General features: G+C 73.7%; 16 protein-coding genes. 7 read left to right on the forward strand and 9 right to left on the reverse strand.

Features of this window, described 5'->3' with window-relative positions:
* Positions 1-78 precede the first annotated feature (78 nt).
* The gene (locus ETAA1_RS07480) at positions 79-1,668 is read left to right on the forward strand and encodes a B12-binding domain-containing radical SAM protein (RefSeq protein WP_145235809.1); all 1,590 of its coding nucleotides are present in this window, start codon (positions 79-81) and stop codon (positions 1,666-1,668) included.
* Positions 1,669-1,808: 140 nt separating this feature from the next.
* Here the strand turns inward: ETAA1_RS07480 and ETAA1_RS07485 are convergent, their stop codons facing one another.
* The 3 genes from ETAA1_RS07485 to scpB all read right to left on the reverse strand — a co-directional run bounded on the left by ETAA1_RS07485 (position 1,809) and on the right by scpB (position 4,975).
* Positions 1,809-2,672 (reverse strand): glycosyltransferase family 2 protein, encoded by an 864-nt coding sequence (locus tag ETAA1_RS07485; protein ID WP_145235812.1) that lies wholly within the window; start codon positions 2,670-2,672, stop codon positions 1,809-1,811.
* A gap of 37 nt (positions 2,673-2,709) precedes the next feature.
* Positions 2,710-4,209: a hypothetical protein gene (locus ETAA1_RS07490; RefSeq protein ID WP_202920731.1), complete on the reverse strand. Its 1,500-nt coding sequence runs from the start codon at positions 4,207-4,209 to the stop codon at positions 2,710-2,712.
* 76 nt (positions 4,210-4,285) lie between these two features.
* A complete protein-coding gene (scpB, locus tag ETAA1_RS07500) occupies positions 4,286-4,975 on the reverse strand; it encodes an SMC-Scp complex subunit ScpB (RefSeq protein WP_145235818.1) in 690 nt (229 codons plus the stop codon).
* 168 nt (positions 4,976-5,143) lie between these two features.
* Between scpB and ETAA1_RS07505 the strand changes: the two genes are divergently transcribed.
* Positions 5,144-5,434, forward strand: coding sequence for a hypothetical protein (locus ETAA1_RS07505; RefSeq protein WP_145235822.1), 291 nt, complete (start codon positions 5,144-5,146; stop codon positions 5,432-5,434).
* A gap of 8 nt (positions 5,435-5,442) precedes the next feature.
* Here the strand turns inward: ETAA1_RS07505 and ETAA1_RS07510 are convergent, their stop codons facing one another.
* Complete coding sequence (locus ETAA1_RS07510) at positions 5,443-6,102, reverse strand: MOSC domain-containing protein (RefSeq protein WP_145235825.1); 660 nt, start codon at positions 6,100-6,102, stop codon at positions 5,443-5,445.
* 47 nt (positions 6,103-6,149) lie between these two features.
* On the opposite strand from ETAA1_RS07510, the gene ETAA1_RS07515 reads away from it, so the two are divergent.
* Complete coding sequence (locus ETAA1_RS07515; RefSeq protein ID WP_145235828.1) at positions 6,150-6,809, forward strand: DUF3239 domain-containing protein; 660 nt, start codon at positions 6,150-6,152, stop codon at positions 6,807-6,809.
* Positions 6,810-6,835: 26 nt separating this feature from the next.
* On the opposite strand, the gene ETAA1_RS07520 is transcribed toward ETAA1_RS07515, so the two are convergent.
* On the reverse strand, positions 6,836-7,891 hold the full coding sequence (locus ETAA1_RS07520; protein ID WP_145235831.1) for a DUF1464 family protein: 1,056 nt from the start codon (positions 7,889-7,891) through the stop codon (positions 6,836-6,838).
* Positions 7,892-8,003: 112 nt separating this feature from the next.
* The gene (locus ETAA1_RS07525) at positions 8,004-8,546 is read right to left on the reverse strand and encodes a DUF2617 family protein (RefSeq protein ID WP_145235833.1); all 543 of its coding nucleotides are present in this window, start codon (positions 8,544-8,546) and stop codon (positions 8,004-8,006) included.
* 159 nt (positions 8,547-8,705) lie between these two features.
* Between ETAA1_RS07525 and ETAA1_RS07530 the strand changes: the two genes are divergently transcribed.
* Together ETAA1_RS07530 and ETAA1_RS07535 are read left to right on the forward strand one after the other, a co-directional pair.
* Positions 8,706-9,887 (forward strand): MlaD family protein, encoded by a 1,182-nt coding sequence (locus tag ETAA1_RS07530; RefSeq protein WP_145235835.1) that lies wholly within the window; start codon positions 8,706-8,708, stop codon positions 9,885-9,887.
* A gap of 53 nt (positions 9,888-9,940) precedes the next feature.
* A complete protein-coding gene (locus ETAA1_RS07535; protein ID WP_238389390.1) occupies positions 9,941-10,909 on the forward strand; it encodes a sigma-70 family RNA polymerase sigma factor in 969 nt (322 codons plus the stop codon).
* Between the two features lie 5 nt (positions 10,910-10,914).
* Here the strand turns inward: ETAA1_RS07535 and ETAA1_RS07540 are convergent, their stop codons facing one another.
* Both ETAA1_RS07540 and ETAA1_RS07545 read right to left on the reverse strand, forming a co-directional pair.
* Complete coding sequence (locus ETAA1_RS07540) at positions 10,915-11,859, reverse strand: type II secretion system protein (RefSeq protein ID WP_145235837.1); 945 nt, start codon at positions 11,857-11,859, stop codon at positions 10,915-10,917.
* Positions 11,856-12,491, reverse strand: a complete 636-nt coding sequence (locus ETAA1_RS07545) for an RNA polymerase sigma factor (protein WP_145235839.1) — start codon at positions 12,489-12,491, stop codon at positions 11,856-11,858. Before ETAA1_RS07545 ends, ETAA1_RS07540 begins: the two co-directional genes overlap by 4 nt.
* A gap of 104 nt (positions 12,492-12,595) precedes the next feature.
* On the opposite strand from ETAA1_RS07545, the gene ETAA1_RS07550 reads away from it, so the two are divergent.
* Entirely contained in the window at positions 12,596-13,600 is a 1,005-nt protein-coding gene (locus tag ETAA1_RS07550; protein ID WP_145235842.1) for a 3'-5' exoribonuclease YhaM family protein, read from the forward strand.
* A 106-nt stretch (positions 13,601-13,706) separates the two neighbouring features.
* Positions 13,707-14,744, forward strand: a complete 1,038-nt coding sequence (locus ETAA1_RS07555) for a DUF3500 domain-containing protein (RefSeq protein WP_145235845.1) — start codon at positions 13,707-13,709, stop codon at positions 14,742-14,744.
* A 57-nt stretch (positions 14,745-14,801) separates the two neighbouring features.
* Here ETAA1_RS07555 and ETAA1_RS07560 read toward each other — a convergent pair whose 3' ends face one another.
* Positions 14,802-17,051: a M60 family metallopeptidase gene (locus ETAA1_RS07560; protein WP_145235848.1), complete on the reverse strand. Its 2,250-nt coding sequence runs from the start codon at positions 17,049-17,051 to the stop codon at positions 14,802-14,804.
* Positions 17,052-17,065 lie beyond the last annotated feature (14 nt).

Below are 17,065 nucleotides of genomic sequence, written 5' to 3' on the forward strand. Positions count from 1 at the left end.
TGTTCGTCGGCGCATCAGTCACGTTCAGGAACAGCCCGCTGACGCGGGCCGCTCGCCCGGGTTACTTGGAGACCCACGATGCCCCGCCTCGACGTTGTTCTCGTCAACCCGTGCAGCCGGCCGCAGGTGTACCAGTCGCTCGGCGCCACCCTCACGGCGATCGAGAATCCAGTCTGGGCCGGCCTCATGGCCACCTTCTGCCGCACCCACGGGCTCAGCGTCGCCGTCATCGACGCGGAAGCCGAGGGGCTCGGGCACGACGCCGTCGCCGAGCGGGTGAAGGAACTGAACCCGGTCCTCGCCGCGGTCGTGGTGTACGGCCACCAGCCGAGCGCCTCGACGCAGATCATGACCGCGTCCGGCCAGGTCGCAACCGCCATCAAGGAGACGACGCCCGACCAGCCGGTGCTCATGCTCGGCGGTCACGTCGCGGCACTTCCGGAGCGCACGCTGCGCGAGGAACGGACCGACTACGTCGCCGCCGGGGAAGGGCTGTACACGCTCGTCGCGCTCGTGGAGGCGCTCAAGACGCCGGTGCCGGCGCTATCCCAGGTGCCCGGCCTGTTCTGCCGCGACGGCGGCGTCATCCGCCAGACCGCGGGCAAGCCGCTCGTCACCGACCTCGACGGCACGATGCCCGGGATCGCCTGGGATTTGCTGCCGATGCCGCGCTACCGGGCGCACAACTGGCACTGCCTCGACGGGTCGGCCCGGCAGCCCTACGCGGCGCTGTACACCACGCTCGGCTGCCCCTACCACTGCTCGTTCTGCTGCATCCAGGCGCCGTTCAAGGCCGGCGAGGAAGCCGCGGGCAACAAGAAGACGGCGAACAGCTACCGGGCGTGGAGCCCGGATGCGGTCATCGCGCAGATCGACACACTGGTGAACACCTACGGCGTCCGCAACATCAAGATCGCCGACGAGATGTTCGTGCTGAACCGCAAGCACATCACCGGCATCTGCGACCGCATCATCGCCCGCGGCTACGACCTGAACATCTGGGCCTACACCCGCATCGACACCATCAAGGACGGGATGCTGCCGAAGCTCAAGGCGGCGGGGTTCAACTGGCTCGCGGTCGGCATCGAGGCCGGGGCGGACCGCGTGCGCGCCGACGTGGACAAGCAGTTCGACCAGGACCAGGTGTTCCGCGTGGTGTCGGACATCCGCGCGGCCGGGATCAACGTCATCGGCAACTACATCTTCGGGCTGCCCGAGGACGACCTGGACACGATGCAGTCCACGCTCGACATGGCGGTCGAGTTGAACTGCGAGTTCTCGAACTTCTACTCGGCGATGGCGTACCCCGGGTCGCCGCTGTACACGCTGGCGGTGGAGCGGAACCTGCCGCTGCCGGCGACGTGGACGGGGTACTCGCAGCACTCGCGCGACTGCCTGCCGCTGCCGACGCGCTACCTCCCGGCCCGCGAGGTGCTGCGGTTCCGGGACGCCGCCTTCCAGCGTTTCTACACCGGCGTCGACTACCTCCGCATGGTCGGCGAGAAGTTCGGGGACGGCACCGTCGCCGACATCCGCCGCATGACGGCGCACACGCTCGACCGCGACCTGCTGACGGGGAAGCTGGCCGTGCCGCCGACGCTCCTGCCGCGCGACGACGGGATGGCCCGGCAGCGCGACGCGGGGGTGGTGCAACTCGGGGTACGGTAAGTCCCGTAGGTCGGGTCGAGTCTTCGAGGCCCGACGCGGGGCGGCGCGAGCGCCGGGGACAACGCCTCGCAGCGCCGACGTGACGGGTTTCTCGGGAATCGCGCGGCACCCCGCGTCGGGTCTCGAAGACTCGACCCGACCTACGAAACCCAACCCACCTTCCGCCCCATCACTCGCATCAGCCCCGCCGCCCCGTCGCGCCGGTAGCGGTCGCGCAACCGGCCGCGCAGCCGCGTCATCCACTCGCCGATATCGGTCCGGGTTCGTGCTGCCCAGCTGCCGCGAACGACGTGCTGCCGGCCCGGCACCCGCAGCGCGAACGCATCCGCGGATGTCGGCTCGCCGCCGAGCCGACGGACCAGTTCCATCCGGTCGGCGTGGTGCGCCTCGAACCGCGGGGCGTCCTCGGCCAGGATCGCCGGGTCGGCCTCGTACACCTTCCCGGCCGTCGGGTGAACCACGGCGTTGCGGTGCTCGAACACCACGTCCGGCAGGTAGACCGTGCGGCCGCCGAGGCGCGTGAACACGTCGTCGATGTGGTCGTCGATGCGGTAGCGGTGGTAGTCGGCGGGGCAGATGCCGCCGGCCTCTTCGCAGTAGCGGCGGCTCACCACGGGGAAGACGCACAGGTGGTCGCGGACCAGCGCGTCGTTGACGTGGACGAGGCCGACGCGGTCGGGGAAGCGCGCCGCCGCCGCGAGCACCTGCTCGTCCCACCCGCGGGTGCGGGCCACCACGTCGTCGTTCAGCAGCATCAGCCACTCGCCGCGGGCGGCGGCCGCGCCGGCGCGGTTCAGCTCGCCCATCGTGCGGCCCGGCGGGCCGACCACGACGCGCGCGCCGGGACACGTCACCGGGCGGTCGTCGGCGTCCACGACGAGGACGACTTCGACCCGGGACGGGCGGAGGGTGGTGGCGGCGAGCGAGCCGAGGAAGCGGCGGAGCTGGCGCGGGCGGCCGCGCGTCGGCACGATCAGCGACAGAGTCGGGGTCCGCGCGAGCATGGCGGGTTGTACCCCGCCCGGCGGCGCGGGGTCAACGCTACCCGGCGGCGGCCCGTGCGGCGCGGAGGCGGGTGCCGGCCTGCGCCAGGATGTGGTGCGCCACCTGGTTGGCGTTGTACCCGCCGGGGAGGCGGATCAGCGGCTTGCCGTAGGCGTCGCAGTACTCCTTGATGTTGTCGTAGTCGTGGTTCGACCAGCGGATCGCCAGCAGCACCAGGGCCACCTCCGGGCGGGCGATGTCGGGCTCGAACACGGTGAACGACGTGTGCTCGGGCCGCACCAGCCAGCGGACGTCGGCGAACCCGAACGCCCGCATCAGCGCCGCCTTGTGGACCGGACGGGCCTGCCCCCCGATCAGCACGATCTCGCGGCCGCGGAGCAGGTCGGCCACCTCCGCCACTTCGACCGACGGGCGGTGCGGCCGGGCCGGCGGCTCGGCGTCGGGGCGGCCCTCCACGTATCGGTCGATCTCGCGCAGCACCAGCGCCACGTTCGCCGACGGCGGCGGGTCGTCGGGCACGTCCTCGATTACCGGGAGCACCCAGTCGCGCAGGTCGGCGTGGCTCGGGGGCAGCCCCGCGGCGACCAGCTCGTCCACCAGCTCCAGCACGCGCGGCCACTCGCCGGCCGACTCGTCGGGCCGCTCGCGGAGCCGGCCGAGTTTGAAGCGGAGGTTGTTCAGCGCCTTCACCCGGTGCTTGTCGCGGTCGCCGACGGTCTGGAACTGGCCGCGCAGGTCGGCGACGCGGGCGGCCACGTCCGGCCAGCTGGCCGGGTCGGCCCGGTCGTCGCGCTTCAGGAACTTGGAAATGTAGATCTGCCGGTCGCGGGCGGTGGTGCGGACGCGGGCGAACAGCTGGACCTGGTCGTAGTCCATCCGCACGTCGCGGACGTCGGCCACGGCGTACAGCAGAACGGACTGCGCCTCGGCGGCGAGGCCCAGGACTTTCGGCGCCAGCCGGTCGGCGTTCGGGCCGGGCGACTGCTCCCAGGCGTGCAACAAGAGGAGGGCGTCGGCGGCCGCCGAGTAGGCGCCGGCCAGGTCTTCCCAGGCGCGGGCGGCGGTCACCACCGGCTCGTGGTTCAGCATCCACAGGTTGCAGTCCGGCAGCGCCCCGGCGCGGGCCTGGAGGGCGGTCTCGGCCGCGTGGTCGCGCGTGCCGGGCGAGCCGGCCAGGCGGCGGGCCACCAGCTTGCACGCCTCACCCTTCACCCGGCAGCGGTCGGCCACCAGCGGCGGCGGCACCAGTGGCAGGTCGCGGTCGTCGTGCTGAGGGCCGATCGGGGCGGGCGTCGGGTGTGGGGCGTCGAGGTGGAAGCGGAGCGGCGGGAGGTCGGCGATGGGCACGACCGGCGGCGGCGGGGGCGGCACGACCGGCGGCGCGACGACAACGGGGACGACGACTGGTTCGGGCTCCGCCCAGCCGGCGACGGCCCGCGCCACGGCGGCGACGGCGGCGGCCAATTCGGCGTCGGCGCGGAGCTTCGGCTCGGCCCAGGCGGCGAGTCGGGCGAGGGCGGCAGTCAGGTCGTCCATCGGCCCCACCGTGAGACAAAGAAGGCCGGCCGGGGGGAGCCCGGCCGGTGAGGTTTCCGACAGTATAGCCGCGACACTACGCCGGGGCCGTGTCGCCGAGCCGCGGCAGGTCGTCGAGGGTGCCGAGCCCCATCACCTGGAGGAACCGCGGCGTGGTGCCGTACAGCACCTCGCGGCCGGCGGCGTCGGCCCGCTGGCGGACGGCGACGAGGCCGAGCCGCACGAGTTGCCGCAGCACGGCCGCCGAGTCGGTGCCGCGGGCCGCATCGACTTCGGCCTTGCCGACGGGCTGGCGGTAGGCGACCACGGCCAGCACGTCGAGCGCCGGCTGCGCGAGGCGTGCCTCGCGCGGGCCGCCGAAGACGCGCTCGCGGACGCCGCGGAAGGCCGGCAGGAGCGCCAGCACGAAGCCCCCGTCCCGCGCCTCGACGGCGTACGGGCGGCGCTGGGTGCGGTACCGGCGGTTGAGGGCGTCGAGCGCGGCGCGGAAGGCGTCGGCGGTCAGCCCGCGGACCGCGGTCGCGGCGGCGGCGGCGGTCAGCGGCGGGCCGCCGACGAACAGCAGCGCCTCGACGAGTTGCTCGGGGGTCGGCGGCTCCTCGGTGTGCGGTGTGCGGGGTGCGGGGTGCGGAACGGGAGCCGGGGGCGGAGGCGGCACGAACGCGGGTTCGGGCTCCGGCGGCAGGTCGTCCGGCGGCGCGTCGAGCTGCCACTCGCCGGCGAGAAGCGGGTCGGGCGGCGTCGGGTTGGGGACGGGGTCGGGCATGGGCGGGGGATCGTACCACGGCGGCGGCGCGGACGCGAGGCGGGCTCGGCGATCGGGTTTGACTTGGCGCCCGTCGGAATGTACGGTATCCGCGAAACTTCTCCCACCACACCTTCCTACCCCGGGCCGACGCCCGCGCGTCGGCCGCTCCGCGGTGAGGATGAACCCGTGCCCGCGTGCCGCTGCCAGTTTTGCGCCGCCCCGCTCGAACCGGTCCAGGAATTCCGCTACCTCGTCGAGACGGCGACGGACGACCCCGTTCACCTGAACCGCATCCGCGCGCTGCCGCACGCCGCCGGCCGGCCGCTGCGGGTGTGCAAGGGGTGCCAGGCAGCCATCCGCGTCCACCCGGAACGATTCCGCCGGGCGCTGCTCCGCCCGGACGTGCCCACCAGGGTGCTCGCTGCGGGGCTCCTGTCGCTCGGGTGTTTCTTCGTGACGCTGGTCGGGGAACTGTGACGGGTCGGTCAGAGGCGTTGTAGTAGCTCCTCGCGCCAGCTCAGCGACAGTTCCGGCACGGCGGCCAGCGCCGCCGTCTCGTCGCGGTTCTTCCGGCCGGAGTACATCACCCGGTGCGCCCGGCGCACCGTCCACTCCGGTTGCGGCCGCTCGGCCAACTCCACCGCGTCGCCGGCGGCAATGCTGCCTTCCGTGAGCACCCGCAAGTACCACCCGCAGCGGCCGCTCTCCACCACCCGCGCCGGCAAGTCCTTCAACCGCCACCGCCGCGCCAGCTTCCAGCACGGCTGTCGCGGTTGGCTCACCGCGAACACGGCCGAGCCGGCCCGCCACACGTCGCCGACGCACACGTCCGTCTCGACCCAGCCGGCGACCGTCAGGTTCTCGCCGAACGCGCCGTGCGGCAGGTCCGCGATGCCGAGTTCGGCGCGCCAGTCGGGGTAGTGGGCGGCCGCGTACGCGAGCACGGCCTTGTCGGCGCCGCCGTGGTTCACCAGGTCGGCCTGGCCGTCGCCGTCGAGGTTGGTGACGCGCACCGCGACGGGGCCGGTGACGGGCTCCTTCCAGAAGCCGGTAGCGAACGGGCGGTCGAACGGGTCGGTGCTGCCGGGCGTGCCGTGCCACCGCGGCCGACCGACCTGCACCGACTCGACGCGCGCGGCGGGCATGATCGAACCTCGTGGGTTGGTTGCGGGCGCGGGCGGCCGTCGGTAGGATGGCCGCCTCCCGTGCCGACTCGCTCGTGGAGCCCGACCCGATGGACGACGACGACCTGCTCCCGCTGAACGGCACCGTGGCGAGCAACCCGGGCCGCCTACGGGTGAACTACCTGCGCTGGTTCCTGCACAAGCCGGCGTGGCCGCTCGGTTGGGCCGTGGCGCTGGTGGCGGCGGTCGCGGCTGCCGTGTGGTTCCACTGGGCGCTCTGGATCGCGGCGGCGGTCCTACTCCTGTGCAACGTCTTCTACTGGTTCCGGCTCACCATGCACTTCGGGCGGGGCGACGCGAACCCGGGGTTGGTGGTGTCGGCGACGCCGCCGCTGGTCGCGGTAGCCACCGACCTGTCGAAGGGGTTCGGCGTGTTCCCGGCCGTGAAGGTGTTCGCCGCCGGGCCGCTGCGCGTTGCCGGCCGCCGGCCCGAGGTCGGGGACCGTGTCGGCACGGTGTCGCTCTACGCGCCCGGCCCGGACTCGTCCGCGCCCCACTGGGCCGACTTCGACCCGCACCCGGCCGAGTACGTCACTGCCGACCCTGCCGCCATCGCCGGGTTGATGGCCACGTTCACACCCGCCGATTGGGACAACCTGGCTCGCCTGTTGGAACAGGTGCCGCGGCCGTACCGGCCGGGGCTGTACCTGGTGCCGGCGGACGGATAGAAGGGTCATTCGCTCCGACGGTGCGATCACTGGAACCACGCGCGGACGGCCGCCGCCCGCTGGTGCGTCAGGCCGTCGAGCACGCTCCCCGTCGCCTCGCGCAGCCGCATCCGCGACACCAATTCGGCGTGCGATCCCCCGGCCAGCCCGTCGGCGATCAGCGCGGCGCCCTGCGCCGCCTCCTTCACCCACGCCCCCGGCAGGCTCCCCACCGGCGCCACCGCCGACCCGAACCGGGCGAACGGCGCCAGAGCCTCGGTCAGGTGCAGGGACTCCACGAACGCCGACTCGGCCGCGAACAGCCGGCCGGACAGCGCCACCGCCTCGAACCGCTCGTGCGGTTCGTGCAGGCCGCACAGCCCGCCCACCGTCCGCACCAGCGATTCGAGGTAGGCCGAGCACCGGGCCGCGTCGTCGGTCAGTTCGGCGGCGCCCCCGGCGAACAGGTCGGCCTTCGTCAGCGGCCCCAACAGGTACGCCGCCTCGCCGTCCCAGCCGCCGGCCGACCGCCAGCCCAGCGGCCCGCCGGTGCCGCCGACGCCGTCCACGATTTCGCCGCGCTCGTTCACCACCAGCGCCGCCGAGAACGACGTTCCGAGCTCGACCACGCACACCGGGCCGTCCTGGTTCCACGTCCCGGACAACTGGTGGAGCGCCAGCGCCGCCACGGCCAGCTTGTCGGGCGTGCCGAGGTCGATGCGGTTGACCTTGCGGTGGGCCGGCACCGTCGGCAGGTGGGCGACGCCGGGGAGGAACACGGCCGGCAGCGGCGAGTCGCGGAAGGCGCGGGCGACGGCCGAGAAGCGGGTAACTCCGCCGCCGCCGCGGTCGTCCGGCCGAAGCAGGCTCAGTTGCGCCAGTTGGGCGTCCGTAGCTTCGGCGGCGCGCACCAGCGGCAGGCCGTAACCGGACGGTGCGGCGACGAGGTCGAACGGGCCGCGGGCGACGAGCCATGCCACCGCGGCGGCCGGGTCGGCACGCAACTGCTCGGGCTCGAACCGGGCCTGGTCGGCGACGGTACCGTCGTCGAGGATCAGAACGTCCAGGGCGGACGTTCCGGGGTCGCAACCGGCGACGCGCATGGGAGTGGCCCCCGGGCGAAGGGCTGAGAGTTGTGGCCAGCATACCGCTACGTGGGTCTGGTTTCCAACCGTCCGTTGCTCGGCCGAGTGACCATTCGGCCCCACGGCCGGGTCACACCCGCTCGATCAGCGACTGCGTCTTCACCACCGCCCGCTCCTCGGGGAAGGTGTGGAACGCGCTCACGGCCAGCCCGCCGGGTAGCGCCTCGGCGACGACCACACCCAGCGGCGACAGGCCGAGCCGGTCGCCGCCGCGGAAGTGGCTGACGAGCCCCTTGCGGGCGCCGTCCGAGCGCAGCTCCTCGTGCGCCCGCACGAACAACTCCGGCGGCAACACCTCGACCTGCGAACTGATCTGGTAGCGGACCCGGCCGAGGTCGCACCGCCCGCCGCGGCCGCCGCCGAGTCGGTGCCCCAACAGCCGCCCGCGGTCCGGGAGGTCCACGTCGGCCGTCGCCGTCAGTTCGGTGAGCGTGACCGTGCCGTCGGTCCATTCCAGGACGTGCCCCGTCGGCGTGACGCTGACCGTGACGCGGAAGCCGCACTTCTCCACCCGGCGCGCGGCGACGGCGGCGAACAGCTCCGGGTGGAGCGGCCGGTCGAACAGCCGGAAGACCAGTTCCGCCACCCGCGGGCGGACGAACGTCGGACCCATCAGGCACCCCGGATCGGGCGTCAGGTGGGGGATTATACCGCGGCCGTGGAAGTGGCGCGAAGCCAACCCGGCTCGCGCCGGCCGGTCGGCCGATATTCCGGATGCGTTGCCGAATCACCCAGAGGTATAATGGCGGGTTAACCTCGCGGGGGTGCTTCCGTGACCGAATCGCTGTCGCGCTGGCAGGCGGCCGTGCTGGGGGTGGTCGTCGTCGCCGCCGTCGCCGCCGGCGGGTACGGCCTGGCCCGCGTCGGCGACCGGCACGCCTTCCGCGCCGGCGCCGCCGAACTCACCGTCGGGTTCCCCGAGGCGCACGACGTGGGGCCGGGCATGCCCGTCCGCGTCCGCGGCGTCGACGCCGGCGAGGTGGTCGCCGTCGAGTACCCCGACCACGACGGGCCCGGGGCCGAGGTCACCGTCCGGCTGCGCGTCAAAAAGGAGTTCGCCGGCCGACTGTACGCCGACGCCGCGGCGCGCGTGCTGTCCGGCGGCGTGTTCGGGGCGAAGGTCGTGGCCATCGACCCCGGCCGCCCCGCCGCCGGGCCGCTCGCCGCCGGCCGGCTCAAGGGGCTGCCCCCGACCGGCCTCGACGAGGCGGTCGCCGACGCGCGGGCCGTCGCCGCCGAGGTGAAGACGCTGGCCGCCGACGCCAGGGCCACGTCCGCCGAGGCCCGGCGGTTGATCTCCGAGGTGCGCGACGGCGACGGCACCCTGGGCAAGTTGGTGAAGGACGACGACCTGTACCGCGACCTGAAGGAGCTGACGGCCGACGCCCGCGCCGCCATCAAGCGGGCCGACGGCGCCGTCGGCACGGTGCAGGGCGAGGTGGCGAACTTGAAGGGCTTCGTGGCCGACGGCCGCGACACCCTCCGCAGCGTCAAGCAGGGCACCGACGCCATCAGCCGGATGCCGATCGTCCGCTCCTACGTCGAGGACGCGGCGGCGCTCCTGGTGCGGCCGGCGCAGGAGCGCGACCGCCGGACGTACCACGCCGGCCACCTGTTCGAGCCGCGTACGGCGCTGCTGACGGACGAGGGGGCCGTCCACCTGGAGCGGCTCGTCCCGTGGATCAACGCGTACGCCGGCGGCAAGGCCGAGATGGTGGTGGTGGCCTACGCCGACCCCGCCGACGGGGGGCTGACCGCGGCGTCGGCGCACGAGACGACGAAGAAGCAGGCGGAGGTGGTGGTGGAGTTCTTCCGGTCGCACGGGGTCCATAAACTGGGCTGGACGAGCCGGCGGAAGATGACGCCGCTGGGGATGGGGTGGAACCCGTCGCCGGTGGTCGAGCGCGAGCCGGTGCCGGCGGCGAGCGTGCAGGTGGTGCTGTTCACGCCGTGACAGGTTCCCGTCGGGTCGCGGTATCCCGGGGTGTCGCACCCCGGAGCCCCGCGATGTCCGCCGCCACGATGGCCCGCCCGGAGCCCCGCGTGTCCGCCGCCGCCCCCGAGTTGCCGGCCCCCGCCCCGGCCGACCTCGCGCGGGCGACCGTCGTCCGCCACTACTGCCGGCTGCACCTCCCCGCCGTCCGGCTCGCCGAAGCCGACTTCCTCAGCCACCTCGACCGCACGTACCGGCTGTACGCCGCGAAGGCGCCCGGCGCCACCCGCGCGGAGTACCTCGAAGGGCTGTACGCCACCGACTGGTCCGTCTGCGTCGGCTGCCTCACCGGGCAGCGCGCCGCGTGGGAGCTGCTGTTCGCCGCCCGCACCGGCCGCAGCGACTGCCTCCTCGTGGACGCCCTGCGGGCGCGGGCCGTGCGGCTGTACCCGCGCGACGACGAGAAGCAGGACACCGCGGTCACCGAGTTCTGGAGCAACCTGATCGCCCCCGAGGGCGGCGGGCTGCCGATCCTGGCCCGGTACGACGGCCAGCGGCCGCTCGCCCCGTGGCTCATCCGCGTCTTCCAGAACTGGCACTTGTCCCAGCTGCGCCGGCACGGCGGCACGGTGGCGCTGCCGGACGACGAGATCGCCCTGCCGCTGGACTCGCCGCGCGAGGCGGCCGCGGCCCGCTGGCACGAGGCGTTCGTGGCCGCCGCCCGCGACTGGCTCGACAGCACGACCGACGACGAGCGGCTGCTGCTGGGGTTGCGCTGGCGCTACCGGATGAGCCAGCGCGACGCCGCGGGGCTGCTGGGCCTGCACGAGGGGAGCATCAGCCGGCGCACCGACAAGCTGCGCGACCGGGCGCTGGAGCAGATCGGCGGCCGGCTCGTCGCCGACGGGTGGACCGGCGACGACCTGGAGGGCTTCATCCTGACGGAACTCGGGGCCGTGCTGACGGACGACCCGCGGCTGTCGGCGGACGCCCTGCGGCGGCTGCTGGGCGCGAAGGGCAAGGACCTGCCGGCCGCCGAGTGACGCGGTTACGGCCGGTCGGAGCCGACGCCGAGAACCGCGTCGGCGCGGTCGAGGCCGGCGGCGACGCGGCCGAGCTGGTTGCGGTAGATGTCGTCGCCGTTCAGCCCGACCGTCGGCACGGTGGCGAAGCGGACGTGCCCGCCGGCGAAGAGCACGTTGTGCCCGTGGGCGTGTGGCGCCCCGGCCGTACCGACCGGGATGTCGGCACACACCGGCATCAGGTCGTTCTCCTCGCCGAACGCCAGTCGCGGCCCCAGCACCGCCCCGTCGGCCCCGCGGTGGCCCAGCGCGTAGGCGTAGCCGACGGCCGAGGTCGCCACGACCCGCGGGTCGGCCGCGGGGGCGCCGCACGCGGCGCGGAAGCCGGGCGGGCACTGCCCCGCGTCCGCCAGCGCGGCCACGAACGACCCCGCCACCGGGTACGCCCCCGTGCCCACCTGCGGCAGCCGGCCGGCGTGGGCGTCGGCGTAGCCGGCGAGCCCCTGGTTCAGCGTCATCAGGTTCGACTGGCACGCGGCCACGTCGCTCCGCTCGCGCACCTTCATCACCAGCGTCGAGGCCAGACCGACCCCGACGAACGCGATCCCGGCCGCGACCAGCAGCTCGACCCGGAACCGCCCGCCGAGCGTCCGCGCCTCGGGCCGGTCGGTGACCGGCAGCCGGCGCGCCCGCTCCGGAGCCACGTCCGCGGCGATGACCTCGACCGGCGTCGGCGGCGTAACGGTCCGCGGCTCGGTGGCGACGACGTGTTCGGCGACGCGGGCGATCGTGCGGAGCGCCAGCCCGTCGGGCGGGTCCACCTCCGCGAACGGCGGCAGCACGGCCCGAAGCGAAGCGACGCGGGCGGCGGCGGCGGGGTCGGCCGCGAGCCGCGCGGCGACGGCGGCGCGCGCGTCGGGGTCGAGCAGATTCAGCAGGTAGCCGGGCAGGTCGTCGCGGTCGTTGGTCATGGTTCCCCCACCGGTTGGGGCGGCGGCAGTGCCTCTGTCTCTGTCCAGTCGTCGGTCAATTTGGTCGTGGCCGCGTGCAGCCGCGACTTCACGGTGCCGACCGGGATGCCGAGCACGTCGGCGATGTCCTTGTACTTCAGCCCCTGGAAGTACGCCAAGACCACCACCTGGCGCAGCAACTCCGGCAGCTTGGCCACCGCCGCCCGGACACGCTCGGCCTGCTCGGCGCGGTCGGCGAGTTCGCCGGGGTCGGGGCCGGGGGCGGCGGCCAACTCGAACAGCGGCCGCGGCTCCCCCTCCTCGTCCGGGGCGGTGCGGGCGTCGCCGGCCCGGTCGCCCTGCCGCGACCGCTTCCGCATCGCGTCGATCGCCTGGTTGGTGGCGATGGCGTACAGCCACGGCCGGGCCGCGCGGCCCGGCTCGTACTGGCCGATCTTGCGGAACACGGCCACAAACGTGTTCTGGAACACGTCGTCGGCCAGGTCGTCGTCGCCGACGTACCGGCGGAGGTAGCCGTACAGCTCGCGCTCGTACCGCCGCACGAGCGTGCCGAACACCGACCGGTCCCCGGCGCGGAGGCGGCCGAGAAGCTGTTCGTCCGTCTCGGCGGGGGTCCGGGCGGGGTCGGGCACGACGCTCTCTGGTACCTGTACGCGGGGAAATGGCTCAAGGTTCTTGTTGTAGCTTTCCGGCCCGCTAACGTACCCGTTCGCCCCCGCGCCGACAGGAACCGCCGATGCCGCGCCGCACCGTGGACCAGCTCCGGGACGGAACCGAACTCGACGACGTGTACCTCGTCGCCGACAAGCAGCTCCGCGTGAACCGCAACGGCGCCCCGTACCTGCAGCTCGACCTGCGCGACCGCACCGGCGGCATCTCGGCCCGGCTGTGGAACGCCTCCGACGCGATCGCCCGCGGCTTCGACCCCGGCGACTTCGTCCACGCCGACGGCAAGGTGCAACTGTTCCAGGGGGCGTTGCAGGTCATTCTCAACTCGGTCGAGCGCGTCGAGGCGGGGAAGGTCGATCTGAGCGACTTCCTGCCGCAGACGGAGAAGAGCATCCCGCAGCTGATGGACCGCCTCCGCGGCTTCCTGTTCAAGCTCGGCAACCCGCACCTGCGGGCGCTCGCCGAGTGCCTCCTGATGGACGACGCCTTCGTCCGCAAGTTCACGACGTGCCCGGCCGGGGTGAAGCTCCACCACGCCTACGTCGGCGGGCTGCTGGAGCACGTCGTCACCATGATGGACGCCGCCGACAAGCTGCTGCCGCTGTACCCGTTCGTGGACCGCGACCTGCTGCTGATCGGCATCTTCCTGCACGACGCCGGCAAGGTCCGCGAACTCACCTACGCCCGCGCCTTCGGCTACTCCGACGAGGGGCAGCTGGTCGGGCACCTGGCGATCGGCGTGGAACTGCTCACGACGGCGGCGCTGAAGGTGCCGGACCTGACGGGCGAGCCGGTGCCGCGGGAGCTGATGCTGCGGCTGCAGCACATGGTCCTGAGCCACCACGGCACGCTGGAGTGGGGGAGCCCGCGGGTGCCGATGACGCCGGAGGCGATGCTGCTCCACGTCATCGACATGATGGACACGCGGATGCACCAGGTGGCACGGGAACTGAAAGAGGACAAGAACAACCCGTCGGCGTGGACGCCGTACAACCACAACCTCGGGCGGCGGTTTTACAAGGGCGGCGGCAACGGCGACCTGCTCGGCGAGAGCGGCGGCGGCTACGACTGACCGCCGTCGCGGCTCTCATCGATTCCGCGCGTGACACCCGCCGCCGGATGGTGTGTAATACCTTCGCCCACACCCTTTCCCGACCTACCCGCCGGAGGCCCGTCCGATGCTCCCCGCCGACAAGCCCGTCGCCTGCCCCGACTGCGACACCCCCGAACCCGCCCGCCGCGACTTCTTCCGGTACGTCGCCGCCGGTGCCGTCGCCGCCGTCCCCGCGGCCGAGACGTTCACCCCGCTGGCGAAGGCCCGCGCCGCCCGCGCCCAGCAGCAGGCCACGAGCGAGGCGATGGTGCGCGAGCTGTTCGCCACCCTCACCGCCGACCAGAAGGCGAAGGTTGTGAAGCCGTGGGACATGGGGCCGAAGGGCGGGCTGCCGGCCCGGCTGGCCACGCACAACGCCGCCCCGAACGCCGACGTGCGGATCGGCGCCGCGTACAACCGGACGCAGATCGAGATGCTCGACCGCATCTTCCGCTCGCTCGGCAACGGCCACGAGGGCTACCGCCTCCTGAGCCGCAACAACCGGTTCGACGCCAGCGGCGACTTCGAGAGCATCGGCGCCGTGATCTACGGCGAGCCGGTCGAGGGGAAGCCGTTCTCGCTGATGTTCGCCGGCCACCACCTCACCATCCGGTGCGACGGCAACTCGGAGCAGGGGGCGGCGTTCGGCGGCCCGCTGTACTACGGCCACACCCCGAACGGGTACGCCCGGAACAACGTGTTCTACTACCAGACGCGCAGCCTGACGGACCTGTTCGCCTCGCTCTCCGACGAGCAGAAGCCGGCGGCCGTGAAGCCGGGCACGTGGCGCGACGGCGTGGACTCGGTGCGGCTGCCGAAGGCCGACCACAAGGCGCCGGGCGTGGCGTTCACGGCGCTGACGGCCGACCAGAAGGCGCTGGTGGAGCGGGTGATGCGGGAGTTGGTGGCCCCGTACCGTCGGGCCGACGGCGACGAGGTGATGGAGGTGATCCGGGCCAACGGCGGGATGGAGAAGCTCGGCTTCGCGTTCTACACCGAGGGCCAGCGGACGGCGCAGGAGCCGTGGAGCTTCTGGCGGCTGGAGGGGCCGGGCTTCGTGTGGAGCTTCCGGGCGCTGCCGCACATCCACACGTTCGTGAACGTCAGCACCCGGATGGCGTAATGGATTTCGCCGCTTGCGGCGTAACGGCGTTCGCGCCGCTACGCCGCAAGCGGCGGTTCAATTCGCCCCTGGCGCCGGCGGCGCCCAAGCCGGCAACCCCATCACCTCGCGCTTCGCCCCCTCGCCGACCGGCACGCCCCACGCCTCGAACGCCGGCGCGACGTTCTTCCCCGCCGCCTTCGAGAACCGCACGACGAACTGGTCCCGCCGCGCCGCGTCGGTCCGCGGGCGGTCGGCCGGTGCGGCGGCGTGGTACTCGGCGAACGTCTTCTTGAACACGTCCCACCCGAACGACCGCCGCAGCTGGTCGTACACGATCAGCGCCACGAACGGGTCGCCCTTCCAGCCGTCGAACGTTGCACCCGCGGTCTTGTGCCGGGCCGCGTTCTTCGCCTGCGACGGCCCTCGAATCGCGTCGTGGACCGGGGCGCCGGGGCAGAGCGTTTCCAGCAGGTAGAGCGAGTACAGGTTGCACGTCACCTCCACGGTGCCGTCGAACGTCCAGTCGCGCTGCTGGTGGTTGTGGCCGAGCTCGTGGAAGAAGCCCCACGGCCCCTCGCCCGGCCCGCCGCGCTTCATCCGCGGCACGTCCACGGCCAGCGGGGCGAGGTTCAGCGGCCCCATGATCGGGTAGCCGGAGTGGAGGTAGCCGGCCGAGATTTGTTGGTCGAACACCATCCGCTCGGCCCGGCCGCGTTGCTTCGGCACCGCCGTCAGGTCGGCACAGCCGTCGAGCACCGTGTCCCAAAAGGCGACGACTTCGGCCGGGTTCTCGACCGTGCGGGCGACCGCGGCCGGCACCGTGAGCACGAACTTGTCGCTGACGAACTCGCCCCACGGGGCCGGCGCCGCCCGCAGCTTCGCCCATTCGTCGGCCGTCGTCTTGCCGGCGAAGTACACCGGCGCCGCCACACCGCCGTCGATCGTGGCCCTGACGTCGCCGAGCTTCGCGCCGACCGGGGCGGTGACGTACACGAGCCCGCCGAACGGGTTGGCGGCGGCCGTGGTCGTCGACGCGAGCGGCGCCCACCGCGACACCTGCGGGGCACGCTGCCAGCGGTCGAGCTGCCACAGTTCGTCCGTGTGCGCCCCGATGCGGACGCCGAGCCCCTGACCCGCGGCCGCGGCCGGGACGGTGACACGGACCACCTCGCCGGGCGCGGCATACACGCCGGTGCTGTGCCAGACGTCCGCCTTCGCGGACACGCCGACGCCGTCGCACACGTATCCCGGCACGCCGGTGCGGAACGTCACCGTGCGTCCCTTCACCCGCGGCGCGTCGGCCGGCACGTCGCCGGGGAAGGTGGCCGCGGCGGGGTCGGCCGTGGTGCGGTCTGCCGGCCGTTCCAGCGCGAGCTTCGTCCGCAGCCCGAGCGCCAGCCGGCCGGGTGAACCCGCCTTCAACGGCTGCTTCGCCGACGGCACCGCGGCCGCCGCGCCGGCCAGCGTCGCCGTGAGCCGGTCCGACAACTTTGCCTGCTCCTGCGCCGGGAGGTAACGCAGCGCCCGGGTGAGTGTCGCCTCCGCGGTGCGGGCGTCGGCGGGCGGCGCCTCCGTTCCCTTCACCGCGGCGGCGACCAGCTTCTCGGCCGCGGCGACGTGCGTGAGTCGGTCCGGCGGGCCGACGGCGAGGCGCTTGTCCTTCGCGGCGTCGAGCGTGCCGCCGGCGAGCACCAGCCCCGCGGCGGCGAACGCCTGGTTGGCGTGGTGCTCGGCGGCGAGCCGCTTGTCGGGGTTGGTCTGCTCCCAGCCCCAGCCCGGCCCCGCCGCCACGACCCCGCCGCCGGCCGCGAGGTGCCGCGCCAGCGTGGCGGCGTCCTGCGGGCCGATCCGGTGGGCGTTGCACACGATCACCGCGCCGCGTCCCTTCGCCACCAGCGCCCCCTTCGGCGCGGCCGCGGGGAGCCCGGCGGCCACGAACGCCGCAGCGGTGTTGGGCAGCCCCTGCACGATCACGTCGGTCGCCTTCCCGCCGGCTGCCCAGTGGATGGCGTTGGTCACGAGCGCGGTCGTGTCGGCGGCGCCGAGGCCGGGCGGGACGAGGTAGCCCTCGTGACCGAACAGCACGACGCGGCCGCCGCCGTCGGTCTCGCCCGCGGCCACGACCGCGGCGGCCGCCTTCCCCGCGGGCGCCGTCACGACCGGAAACGCCCGCGGCCCGAACACCGCGACGGTGCCGGGGAGGCCGGGAAAGCCGATCTCCTTCACGCCGACGAGGAACGGCGCGTGCGGCGGCGGCGCCTGTCGGGCCGGGAGGGCGACGGCGAACGCCGCGAGCGCGAGGGCGACGAGCGGGCCGCGAGACATCGCTGACACTCCGT

This window comes from Urbifossiella limnaea (assembly GCF_007747215.1).
In the GTDB taxonomy this organism is placed as follows: Bacteria; Planctomycetota; Planctomycetia; order Gemmatales; family Gemmataceae; genus Urbifossiella; species Urbifossiella limnaea.